The sequence below is a fragment of the Spiroplasma alleghenense genome, assembly GCF_003363775.1.
In the GTDB taxonomy this organism is placed as follows: domain Bacteria; phylum Bacillota_I; class Bacilli_A; order Mycoplasmatales; family Mycoplasmataceae; genus Spiroplasma_B; species Spiroplasma_B alleghenense.
Window position 1 is genome coordinate 1,152,758 of the sequence record NZ_CP031376.1, and the last position, 12,608, is coordinate 1,165,365.

General features: G+C 27.9%; 12 protein-coding genes. 3 read left to right on the plus strand and 9 right to left on the minus strand.

The genetic code is table 4. The annotated features are described in order from the left end of the window. Positions 1-7: 7 nt before the first annotated feature. Positions 8-1,891 carry a hypothetical protein gene (locus tag SALLE_RS05195; protein WP_115558564.1) on the minus strand — a complete coding sequence of 628 codons (1,884 nt, stop codon included), beginning with the start codon at positions 1,889-1,891 and terminating at the stop codon, positions 8-10. 59 nt (positions 1,892-1,950) lie between these two features. On the opposite strand from SALLE_RS05195, the gene SALLE_RS05200 reads away from it, so the two are divergent. Then, positions 1,951-2,166, plus strand: coding sequence for a hypothetical protein (locus SALLE_RS05200; protein WP_115558565.1), 216 nt, complete (start codon positions 1,951-1,953; stop codon positions 2,164-2,166). Here the strand turns inward: SALLE_RS05200 and SALLE_RS05205 are convergent, their stop codons facing one another. Then, entirely contained in the window at positions 2,167-3,462 is a 1,296-nt protein-coding gene (locus tag SALLE_RS05205; protein ID WP_115558566.1) for a transposase, read from the minus strand. It lies immediately after the preceding gene. A 380-nt stretch (positions 3,463-3,842) separates the two neighbouring features. Between SALLE_RS05205 and SALLE_RS05210 the strand changes: the two genes are divergently transcribed. Further along, entirely contained in the window at positions 3,843-4,232 is a 390-nt protein-coding gene (locus tag SALLE_RS05210) for a hypothetical protein (protein ID WP_115558567.1), read from the plus strand. A gap of 172 nt (positions 4,233-4,404) precedes the next feature. Here the strand turns inward: SALLE_RS05210 and SALLE_RS05215 are convergent, their stop codons facing one another. The 4 genes from SALLE_RS05215 to SALLE_RS05230 all read right to left on the minus strand — a co-directional run bounded on the left by SALLE_RS05215 (position 4,405) and on the right by SALLE_RS05230 (position 9,503). Then, positions 4,405-4,707: a SemiSWEET family sugar transporter gene (locus SALLE_RS05215; protein WP_115558568.1), complete on the minus strand. Its 303-nt coding sequence runs from the start codon at positions 4,705-4,707 to the stop codon at positions 4,405-4,407. Between the two features lie 3 nt (positions 4,708-4,710). Then, positions 4,711-6,186 (minus strand): glycoside hydrolase family 1 protein, encoded by a 1,476-nt coding sequence (locus SALLE_RS05220; protein ID WP_115558569.1) that lies wholly within the window; start codon positions 6,184-6,186, stop codon positions 4,711-4,713. Beyond that, the gene (locus tag SALLE_RS05225) at positions 6,164-8,710 is read right to left on the minus strand and encodes a PTS sugar transporter subunit IIABC (protein ID WP_162807966.1); all 2,547 of its coding nucleotides are present in this window, start codon (positions 8,708-8,710) and stop codon (positions 6,164-6,166) included. Before SALLE_RS05225 ends, SALLE_RS05220 begins: the two co-directional genes overlap by 23 nt. Positions 8,711-8,777: 67 nt before the next feature. Then, entirely contained in the window at positions 8,778-9,503 is a 726-nt protein-coding gene (locus SALLE_RS05230; protein ID WP_115558571.1) for a MerR family transcriptional regulator, read from the minus strand. Positions 9,504-9,658: 155 nt separating this feature from the next. Between SALLE_RS05230 and SALLE_RS05235 the strand changes: the two genes are divergently transcribed. After that, on the plus strand, positions 9,659-11,071 hold the full coding sequence (locus SALLE_RS05235; RefSeq protein ID WP_115558572.1) for a glycoside hydrolase family 1 protein: 1,413 nt from the start codon (positions 9,659-9,661) through the stop codon (positions 11,069-11,071). 31 nt (positions 11,072-11,102) lie between these two features. Here the strand turns inward: SALLE_RS05235 and SALLE_RS05240 are convergent, their stop codons facing one another. The 3 genes from SALLE_RS05240 to SALLE_RS05250 form a co-directional block, all read right to left on the minus strand. Next, a complete protein-coding gene (locus SALLE_RS05240; RefSeq protein ID WP_115558573.1) occupies positions 11,103-11,864 on the minus strand; it encodes a MurR/RpiR family transcriptional regulator in 762 nt (253 codons plus the stop codon). 103 nt (positions 11,865-11,967) lie between these two features. Then, positions 11,968-12,159: a hypothetical protein gene (locus SALLE_RS05245; RefSeq protein ID WP_115558574.1), complete on the minus strand. Its 192-nt coding sequence runs from the start codon at positions 12,157-12,159 to the stop codon at positions 11,968-11,970. A 39-nt stretch (positions 12,160-12,198) separates the two neighbouring features. Next, on the minus strand, positions 12,199-12,546 hold the full coding sequence (locus tag SALLE_RS05250) for a hypothetical protein (RefSeq protein WP_115558575.1): 348 nt from the start codon (positions 12,544-12,546) through the stop codon (positions 12,199-12,201). Positions 12,547-12,608 lie beyond the last annotated feature (62 nt).

The window sequence follows — 12,608 nt, forward strand, 5'->3', positions numbered from 1 at the left end:
CCTTTTACTAAAGATTAATTTCTAATATTGTTTCTTTTTCTATTCATTTTCCAGAATAAAATGTAATATTTAAATCTTTTGTTCCTCTTTCTATATTTTTTTCAGGAGAGCTAGATCACTCTATTTTGTAATCCACATTTTCCTTCATAAAAGATGCATTAATTAAAATACAATCTTTTATAATTTTGTTGTTTTCTAGGTCGCTATTTTCAGGGCTTAATTCTATTTTTTGCAACTCTAAAATTAATTTTTCTATTTCAAACTCAGTAGCAAATCAATCTACCGGTTCTCCCACCAAAAGCCTAGAGTCTTTGTTTGCTTTTATACCAAAAGAATCTTCAAGTTTCAAGTATTCATCAACTGAACTTCACGTAACTTCGTAGTCAACGTCAATTTTTAATGTTGAATATCTAGTACTTGTTTTCAGTAAATCTATAATCAAATCTTTTATCATTTTAAAATTAGAACCAGCTGAAAGATTTATTATAGGCGATATAAATTCGTAAATTTCATCAACTTTCAAATAAGAATTTTTAATCTCAATCATATCTGAATCGTTTTTAAAAAATATTGAATCTTTTTTGGGTTCTATTTTTATAGTTGTGTCAGAATAAATAATTTCATCAGAATCGCTTTTAAATATTTTTATTTCGTCAGTAATATCGTGGTAGGGCGAGAATGAATTTAAAACAAAATCAACTTCACTTTTAAATTCGTCATATTTAGTAAGTCCTGGTATAATTTCAATTTCTCTAAGCGAATCTTCTAAAATACTTAAGTCTATCTGGGGTATTTGAAATCTTAGTGGTTCTCCTACTAGATAGTGACTATTTTCGAAAATAGATATTTCAATTTCATCTCCAGGTATAAAGAATTCGTATTGGTTATTGCATTCAATTTTATAATCAATACCTCTTCTGGCTTTTGGCACTTTGGTTAAAATTTCCAAATCTACTGATTGCAAGAATAAATCAATATTAGTTTTAAACGAAAAATCGATTTTGCCTATTTCGGATTTTAAATCAATCAAATTGAATGTTTCAATTTTAAATTTAATTGGTACTCCGATTAGCAATCTAGAACTTGGCAATACTTTTATTTCTATCACATCTCCATCACGAATTTTTTTATTTTCTGAAAAATGACTTATTTTAAAATCAACTCCTATCTCTGATTCAAAGACATAATCGCTAATTTTTTGCTCTATCCTGATTATGACATCATCTATTTCTTCATTTATTAAAGGTTTAACATTATCATAGTCTATATCGTTAATATCAAAGATATTTATTTTAAGTAATGCAGATCCTGTTAAAAAATCCGAACTAGGTATAGACAAAATTGTAATTACATCACCTTTTGAAAAAATTAATTCTTTTTGCATCTTAAATTCAAAATAAAAATCCTTGCAGAATTTAGAACCCAAAATTCAGTCTTCAACTCTGTCAATTAAAATTTTTTCAAATTTTGATTTTTCTTCTCCGGGTACTGGTATCACTGATTCTAAATCAAGTTGAAATTGAGCGATACTCAAAAAATTTACACTCTTATTTATTATTTTGCCGAAAATTTCCCCATTCTCCTCAACGGGCTTAATATAAACTTGATCTCCTACACGGAAATCATCAAAATCTCCAGTTACTATAATTTTATAATTTTTTTCTATCTCAAGTTTTGAGTTAAAGTTAGAAAATATTTTTTTTACTTCATTTATATAGACCAATTTCAATTCATTGGGAACTGGATCTTTGATTTTATTTTCAATATCTGCCATATTTAACATGTCTGTTTCTTCTTCAAAAATTATTTTATTTTCAGAACAAGAAACTACATTTAAAACTGATATTTCCATTATAGAGGCTAAACATAAAAGTTTACAAAATTTCTTCATTTCATTAATTTCCTCTATAATTATAATTATAAACTATTTAAAATTGAAAAGGAAAATATATGAAATTAGAAAAGAAAAATATTTTTACTTTATTAGAAATTACTAACTTTATTTTAGTTTTAGTACTTTTAATATTTTATTTATTTTTAGGCTTGAGGGGTTTTGAGTATTATTCTGCTAAAATGGAAACAATAAATAAAAACAACTACCGAAAATTAATAAGAAACATCAACCTTAAGGAGACATCATCAAAAACGATGAATCTCCTTTTTTAATTAATACCTTAAATTTTGTAGATTATTTTTGGCAAAAACAAATTTACTAAATTCATTTTCAAAATTTTCTATGCTATCAAATTCTATTCCACAAGTTTTAAAAAAAATTGTCTTTATTCAACCATTCATAGATTCTGTTGGTGCGTTATGTTTAAAACCCGCTTTAGACATCGACATGATAAAGTTATTTTGTTTTTCTTCGAAATTTTTAACTATAATTGAGGCATTTGCTCTGCCGCGATCAGATTGAATAATTGCATCATTGAAACTATTTTTCAAACAATATTTGTGTACTTGTTTTATAACATCCAAAACAATTTGTGCATTTTCGCTGGTACCAAATTTTCATCCAATTACTTTGCGACTGTAGAAATCATAGGCAATTTCACAAAGTAATTCAACTTTCTTACCATCAATTAATAGCTTAAATATGGTTCCATCAATTCCGATTTTTTCGCCGCAATTGTTAGCACTAAAATTGTTTTCGATCAAATCAGCTCTAATGGTTTTTTCCATTAAATCGCGACCTAGAATTTTGCTTCGCTTGAATCGGTAAGGGCTTTGAAATTTAAATTCGTTATCTTTCATTATTTTTAGAATTGTTTTAACACTAACTTTAATGTTAAAAACAGATTTAATTCATAATTTAATGTTTTTAGCACCCGATGATATCTTGTTTTCTTCGAAAAAATCATTTATCAATTGAATAACATCGTGCTTAATTTTACTTTGAAAAATCGGTAAAGTGCTTGAATTAAATTTATAATCATTTTTAGAAATATTGTTTAATAATAAATTATCTTTTTTAAACTTTTGATATTTGCCTCGAGAAACCTTGGCAATTTTGCACATTTTGGCAATTGATAAAACTTTGCGAAATTCAATTTCATAAATTAAACAAAAAGCTTTGTACTTATACTCCCTCGTTGCTTGAATCATCATCACTTGTTGGCGGCTGTAATTCATGCAAGAGGGCATGCACTTTTCCATGAACTCTTTTTCAATCTGTAGTTTTAAAAATTCCTCATCTTTCTTTTTTAGTTGTTTTTGTAGCTCTTCTATTTTGTCTATTAATACTTTATTACTAACATCTTTTTTCAAAATATAATCCCCTTTGCAAGATAATTTATTTCCTGCATTCTTTATGGATTGATTATACATTGAAACTCATAATTTTATAAGTTGTGGACCAGATTTTATATCATAATCTTTTGCAAGTTCACTAGCACTAAATCCTTTATTATAAAGTTCAATAATTAATAATTTTAATTCCTGAGAATATGGTTTTTGGGGCAAAAAAATCAACCTTTCTTTAGGAAACCATTTTAGGTCTCCTTAAGGTTGATGTTTCTATAGAAGAGGAAGAGTATTTTATTTTTGAAAATCCAAAAAATAAGGATAGAATTTATTCAATACTTAATGGAATTTATGAAGACGCTTTTAATTATATTTCAGAGGGTTTAGATATAAAAGAAAAAGATGATTTTTTAAACAGTTTCACTGATTATGATAATTATTTTTCTGAGATTAATTACTTCGATTTTTCGCTAAAAATAATTAATTTACCGATTACTTTTTTAAAATTTCAATCCAAAAATTTTCAAACAAATGGATTAAAGTCAGTTTTTTTAAATAACGCCGTTAAAGAATTTAAGTACCAGAAAAAACATAATTGTGTGATTAGCAGCAGTTTTTGAACATACACGAATTCAAATATTAATTTAAGTTATTTTAATTATCAAAAATATTTTATTGATCAATTAGTTAAAAACCTAATCGGTTTGATCAATCACGATTTAGAAAACCCGGGAGATAGAATTCTTTCAAAATATTATAATCAATCAAAAAATTACTATTTAGAAAAGCGTTTGACCAATTTTGAGATTATTTTAAAAAATTTAGATTTATCCAAACACATTAATAATTCCTTAATATCGTGTTACTTTGCATACTCTCTAATTCTATTTCTATTTTTTTCAATTACGTTTGAAATTATTAGAATAGTTTATTATAGATTTTCAGAAAACTACAAATTTCATAAATATATTGATGTGATTGAGAGATAATTTTTTATAGACGAAATTATTTTTTATATAAAAAATAATACAGAAGTTCGAAAGTTTATTGATTTTTCATTCAAAAAATCTTGATTAATTTTATAAATCACCCAATTAACATAAAAAAGAATGTCTCTTAATTAGTAGAATCAAAGTTCTGACTAAATATAGATATCCATTTTTAAATATTGTTGTTAATTTCATTGTTTTTTGCTTTTTTGGCCTTATAATGGTTTTTAATGATATAACCTAGAATGATAATGTTGCAAGTCACCGCAATAATATTTGCAATATAAATTTGAGGTGACGCTATTAAGAAACCATATATAGTTCAGGTTGTAAAGTTGATTAGTCCGACAATAAACATTGAAGTTGAAATTGTTGAAGTATCATTGGTTTTAATTGTTTTGATAACTTGAGGAATTAACAATAATGAAGCAGTTGTAAAGCCAATTCATCCAATTACTTCAATTGCTATATTCATATTTTATTCCAACTTTCAAAGCAAACTACCATTTGATTCGCTCACTTCTTTAAATCATTTTCCAGATTTTTTTATAAATCTTTTATTAGAACCACTTCCATCATCATTTCGATCAACATAAATAAGGCCATAACGTTTTGACATTTCTCTAGTGGAAGCTGATACTAAATCAATTGCAGTTCACATTGTGTAACCGATACATTCAACCCCATCCTCGATTGCTAATAATAAGTTTTTTAAATGTTCTTTTAAATAGTCAATGCGATAATTATCATTAACTGTTAAAGTTTTTGGATCTAATTTTTCATCTACTCCAATTCCATTTTCACTAATAAATAAAGGCAATCTATAACGATCATATAAATCATTCATTAGTATTCTTAAACCCTGTGGATCTATTTGTCATCCCCATTCAGTTGCAGATAGGTAAGGATTTTTTTCACCAATAATAATGTTTCCTGATTGATTATTTTCAGGATTGGCTGAAGTAACCGAGCTCATGTAATAACTAAATGATAGAAAATCCATTGTATATTTTTTGAGATAATCAGATTCTTGAGAAGTTATTTCTAAATTAATATTCTCGTCCTTAAAGTACTTTAGAATAAATGGAGAATAAATTCCTTTAGCAGCCATATCAAAGTACATGTACATTTGCAGTTGAGATTTTAATTGGTTCGCACGAACATCCTCGGGTTTACAAGTTGCAGGATATGAACTGAAAGCGGCTATCATACATCCAACTTGCGCAGATGGGTCGATTTCTTTGATAATTTTTTTAGCCATTGCTTGAGCCACAAATTGATTATGTAAGGCTTGGTATTTTTTTTCTTCAGCTTTTAAGTCATTTTTTTCAAGCAAGAATCCCCCACCTGTGAAAGCCGACAGAACTGTACAATTGATTTCGTTAAATGGCATTCAGTATTTTACTAAATCTTTATATTCTTTTGCCAATATTTCAACAAATCTTAAATAATCGTGTATAGTTTGTTTTGACAGTCAAGTATTTTGTTTTTCCAATAATCCTATCGGAGATTCATAATGCGAAATTGTGACAACTACTTCGATATTCAATTTTTTGGCTTCTGTTAGTAAATTCTTATAATGTTTTATTGCTAACTGATTAGGATTTTTTTCATCTCCGTTAGGAAAAAATCTAGTTCATGCAAAACTTGTACGAAAACAATTTAAGCCAACTTCTTTGAATAAAATTAAGTCATCTTTATATTTATTGTAGAAATCTATTCCAAAACGGTTAGGATAAATATTTTTGGGATTTCCATTTTTTGATTCTTCATATTTTTCTCTATCCAAATCCAAACTAGAAGAATCTAATTTTTTACGATCTAATTTTTCATCCCAGGTTTTCAAATCAGCAATCGATAAACCTTTTTTGTCTTGATCAAATGCACCTTCAAATTGGTTAGCAGCGCCAGCTCCTCCCAAAAGAAAGCCTTTAGGAAATTTTAAGTTTTTCATTTTTAAGTTTTTCTCCTTGCAATTTTTTAATCATTTTTATATTGAACTCATCATCTTTTTTATCACTTACTTGATATGCAATATCCAAAGAGTGAATTGTATTGTAATAATTGTTTTGTAGTAATAATATTTTGTCTTTAAATTCATGTTCACTAAAACTATTTAGTAAATTATCAACTATCAAAAGATATTCATTTTGAAATTTATTTAAGTTGCTTATAATATCATTTACTTCAACTTGTTTTTGGAAATAAATTTTATCTAACTCAAAAGCTTTTGAATTTTTATCAACCTCATTAAATAGTTCATTATATTTTCTGACCATTTCATAATTTTTTTTGCTATAAGCATGGTTTGCTTTTTTAGATAATTTATCTTTTTGTTTTTCATCTTTTGCATTAGCTTTTTGAGCAACAACCGAAGCTTTAACCAAATCTTTCATAATTTTTTCTCACTCACTGATTGATTTAAATTTATCTTTATCCAGGTATGAAACTAATTTATCAAACTCGTCTTTAAATTGACTGTCAACTTCACTTAAAGGTTTGTTATAAGCGATTGCATAAGTTTTAGCAAACAGCTTATTCATTTTTTTGGTATTTTTTAATTCATTGGGGCGATCATTGTATATCATTATTGTAAATAAACAACCCACCCCAATACTTGTTAATATCGCTAATGTTCATCCAATATATTGTAATGCTCCTCCTTGAACTGATAGGAAAGAGAATATTCCCTGGGCATTTGGTAAAAACCAATTTCCTTGAAAGACTCCAGTATAAATAATTCCTCCAAAAAATGCTCCAACACATCCAGCAAAGAAAGGTTTTACTTTTGGTAAATTAACCGCGTAAATAATTGGTTCAGTAATTCCAAATATTGCTCCCGGAATTGCACCAATGGCTACAGAACGTAGGTTGGCATTATTAGTACGAGACGCAACTCCAATAGTTGCTCCCATTTGACCAAAGACACCAAATACTGTTCCAAATAATACCGGAATTCCTACGGCACTATTATTAAGCGCTGGTAGTGCAACAGCAGTTCATACAGCTGAGTGAGCTCCGGTTAATACTAATGGTTGTCAAATAAATGCAAACATTGCAGTTCCCAATCCAAATGGAATATAGGCAAATAAACTTATTAAGTATCCAATTGTTAATTCAATAACGCTTAATGCATTTCCTAATACCATAAAAGTCATTGAACAAGTAAACAATACTGCTAATGAGTGTCTAAAAATAATATCAACACTTGTTGGCATTCAAGTTTTTATAAATTTATCAGTATAGTAATACAAGAATCCCGCAGCCACTAAAGGTATTACAGAAGTTGGATATCCTTTAATTCCAAAATTAGCTTGGATTTGACCCACCTTCAATGTGAATCAAACAATTTCAATGCCTGAAAATAAGTAAGGACTTATTAGGGTTACCCCGATTAAAACCGCAACTACCGTATTGCCTCCTAAATATTTAATAGTATTGTATAAAAAGAATATTCCCACAAATGCGGTACCCGGATAGGCAATTATGTAGAACATTACATTCGCCCAATGATAATCTAGCAATGCAGTTCCAAATGTTCCACCAGGAATAGCTTGGTAAAGTCCGATTAATTGATCTCCAAAAATTGTATAGAATGCTTGGAGCATACTTCCCCCAATCAAGGCGGGAATCATCGGTATAACAACCGCTTGAATAAAAGACATTAATTTAGTTTTAAATGTGACAGGAATTACTTCAGTCGAAGAAGTCTTGTCTTTATTTAGAAGGTATTGTCCAAAAGCATCTTTAACTTTATAAACTTCTCCACCAACAATAATTTGTAATTCATTACCTGCTCAGTTAACTCCCTTAACGATTGGAATTTTTTTGATAACATCTTCGTTAACTTGTGATTTATCAATTACATCCAATCGCAAACGAGTCATACAATTCGAAAAGTCTTTGAAGTTTTTCTCTCCACCAACATTATCGTAAACAGTTTTTGCAATGACATCATATTTACCAGCAAAAGAAACCGGTGAAACAGGATTATTATCTTTTTGCTTTTTAACTTCTAGTTGATTAACCTCCATGATCAAATCACCTTGTTTTACTTTTCCAGTTTTGATAATTTTCAAATCGAATTCTTGGTTAGTTTCTAAAACTATTGCGGTCTCTATTTTACATTTATTTTTTAAAATGTACTTTAAATCAGCTTTAACTATTTTACTTTTCAAATCAACTTTAGTATCATTTTCAATAAAAGTATTAAACGGAACACCATTTAAAGTAACTGTTTCCAAACCAATATGCATTAAAATTGGAGGAAAATTTTTTTCAACTTCAAAAAAATAAGCATGTTTAGTATCAAATACTTGCAGCATTTTACCTTCGTCAATAATTGAGCTGAATACTTCGCTACTTGGTTTAATATAAATTCCATCACCAAGCATTTTATTTGAAAAAACACCATCATTTAGTTTTGAAATTTCAAATACTTCCCCATCACAGGGAGCATATATTTTTTTAACATTCATTTTATCTTTTTCCTTTCACATTAAAATTTTATTATGGGATATCAAATAAAAAAGTACTAACCTAAGGTTAGTACTTTTTGCAAAATCATTTTATAGTTGCATTAGTTATTTCATTTGAATAGTTATATTTACAAATTCTTTTCATTTCTTTAATGTATCTGGGTTCACAAGTCAATCAATTTATGAAAGAAAAAAAATATATTTTTGAATTAAAATTTGAATTTTCGCTGAAAAAATTATCTAAGCTGTCGAGTTTTTCAAAAATTACTTTATCCTTTTCTATTTCTAAATTACTTTCATAGTTAAGAAATAAACTATAAAAAGTTTTTCGTCATTTGCGTAGAAAATTTTTTTTCTCATCATCTTCGAACCATTTTTTCTTAATTTCAAAAACATCAATCGCAATGTAAGGAGCTATAATGATTTTATTGCTGAAATAAAACGCTTCCTTTTTGGCTAGATTTTCATTGTCTTGTTCAATTTCATTCAAAGTTAACACCAGTTTATCCAAACCCTTCTTTTCAGATTCTAAGAAATCATGAAATATTAAGAATAAATTTCTTTCGCTGGTAAGGTTGTCAAGAAAAACTTTGATGTTGTCTAATGAGAACCCAATCTTTTGAAGCATTTTGATTTTAAATAAATTATTTAACTCTTCTAAGTTTAGTTCTATTTTATTTTCTTCTTTAATAATCGTTTTGGGTAACAATCCCTTACCAACATACAAGGTGATTTGCTTATGACTGGTTGCAGCATTTCTGCGGATAAATTTTGAATCGAAAATATTAATCACTCCTTTATATACATTTCTATTTTATATTATATAGGTGAGATAAATTTATAAAGTACTTGAAATATTTAAAAGCACTTTCTAATATTCGGTTTTTAATTGTTTTTAATTTTCGCATTTATATAATTAAGTTATCTAGATAAAAGGAGTTTAAAAAGATGAAAAAAGATAACAACAAAAAATTATTTCCCAAAGATTTTCTTTGAAGCGCTTCAACAAGCGCTTACCAATTTGAGGGAGCTTGAAATGTTGATGGCAAAGGTCCTAGCGTTCAAGATATTAATGAAAATATCCCTGAGGGTACCACTGATTTTAAAGTTACCTCAGATCACTATAACCATTTAGAAGAAGATGTTAAATTATTAGCCGAATTAGGTTTAAAAGCTTACCGCTTTTCAATCGCCTGAACAAGAATTATTCCTGATGGAGATGGAGAAATCAATCAAAAAGGAATTGATTTCTATAACCGTTTGATAAATTTATTAATTAAGCATAAAATTGAACCAATTGTTACTATGTATCACTTTGATATCCCTGCCAAATTAGAGGATAAGGATGGTTGAAGCAACCCTAAAACTATTGATGCTTTTGTTAGATTTGCTAAAATACTATTTGAAAATTATGGGGATCGAGTTAAATACTGATTAACTATTAACGAGCAAAACATGATTATTTTAGTAGGACAAATCATTGGAATGAAAATGCCAAAAAGTGATAACTATTTAAAATCACTTTACCAAATGAATCACTACATGATGTTAGCCCAATCTAAAACTATGAAGCTTTGCCATGATTTGCTTCCTAATGCAAAAATAGGACCAGCACCAAATATTTCAGCCATCTATCCAGCGTCAAGTAAACCTGAAGATCAAATTGCTGCTATGAATATGAGTTGCTTAAGAAATTGATTATATTTAGACGCAGCAGTTCGAGGAATTTACAACCCAACCGTAATTGCTTGATTGAAAAAAAATAATGCAATGTTTGATATTAAACCTGGTGATATGGATATTTTAAAATCAGGTAAACCAGACTTTATTGCCTTTAATTACTACAATACCTCAACTGCAAAAATGCCAGAATCTGGAATCATCAAAGATCAACTAACTAGTCAACAGAAATTAAAAATTGAACCAGACTTTTACGAACAAGTTGATAATCCAAATCTAGGAAAAACTCAATTTGGTTGAGAAATTGATCCAACTGGATTTAGAACAACATTTAGAGAAACCTACGATCGCTATGGATTGCCATTACTAGTAACGGAAAACGGACTTGGTGCTTATGATGAAATAACCAAAGACTTTAAAATTCATGATGACTATCGTATTGAATATTACACAAAACATATTCAAGCTATGAAAGATGCCATTGATGAAGGAGTTGAAGTAATAGGTTACAGTCCTTGAAGTGCTATTGATTTAGTTTCAACTCACGAAGGAATTAAAAAACGTTACGGGTTTGTTTATGTAAATCGTGATGAATTTGATTTAAAAGATTTAAAACGCTACAAAAAAGACAGTTTCTTTTGATATCAAAACTTGATTAGAACTAATGGAGAGTCTCTATAAATTAAAACCACCAAAAAATCATTGGTGGTTTTTAAATGTTTAAAATAATTTTTGAGAAAATATATTCAATTGCGATGTTGCGAATGTTTGACATAACATATTCTTGACCACGAGTTCCCAACTCTATGAGAGCTAAAGGCTTTATCAGTTTAGCTGCTTGAGAAGTTGAAGCTACTACTAAGGTTCTAACTCCTTGTGCCAATAAGTTGTGATAAATTTGAATTATAGTTTCATTATCAATACCACTGATAATAAAGATTACTAAATCTGGTTTATTTATTGATTGTAAAACTTTGGAATGATTATGGCGGATTTGTTCTAAACTGACATGGTTACAAACTCGCTTTAAGTTGTCACAAATGTTTTGTGCGTTTATCACTTGTTCATAGCTGGAAAATAAATGAATGCTCTGACTGTTTTTGATCTCTTTGATAAATATTTTTAAATCTTCATTTTGATTATCTATAAAATCAAAAATCTGATTCATTTCATTTCTGATGCTTTTTAAATTACCCTGAAATGATTGAGAATTTTTTTCATCATTTTTGATATTATAGTATTCACTTTCAATTTTTAAGCGCAAGTATAATTCACGATAACCATCATAGCCTAAACTTTTAGAGAATAATGTTACAGTAGATTCTGAAACAAAACAGCTGTCTGCCAATTCCTTTTGCTTTAAAAATATATTTTGATCAAAATTTTGTAGTATTTTAATCGCTATTTGTTTATGAACTTCTTGATTCTTTGAATTCTCTACTTGTTTTAAAACTTCTCTAACTGACTTAAACATAATACCTCTTAAATATATAAATATAATATCATAGTGATACTATGAATAATAAGTCTATAAAGAAAATCTTAGCAAAAAATAGAACCTGGGGTTCTATTTTTTGCTATATCTCATCGATGTCAGAGATTAAATTGTTTTTGATAAATATTTGTATGATTTTATCTAACTGAAATCGAAGTAATATTATTTCTTTTTCATTTTTTTCATCCATTTCCGCTTGATGTCTAAGTTTTTCTTCTCAGATTTTATTGCTTTTCAATAATTCTTGTCTAATTTCAAGTGAACATTTTGACACTTTGATTTTGCCTCCTTTTAAATTCCTTATAAATTTTTATTATATTTCACTAATATCAGAGATTAAATTGTTTTTAATAAGTATCTTGGTCATTTTATCAATTAGCAATTGGTAGTCTTTGGACAATTGTTTAAGTTTTTCTTCTCAGATTTTATTTGATTTCAGTAATTCTTGTTCGATTTCTTGTGAACATTTTGACATTTTGATTTCATACTCCTTTAAACTTTTTCTAAAATTTTTATTAAAACATTTTTTATCAAATATAGAAATATTCATGTCATCGATGAATTCTTTTATTTCAGCAGGTCAATCGCTGCTAGGATCGATGACTACAATGGGTTTGTTGTTCTCTTTTTGAATTAGAACAATTATTTTTTTATTATTCAATGGATTTCCCCTCCTATATAGAAATCGTGTTTTTTTAGTTAATTAACGCATTAAATTTTAAT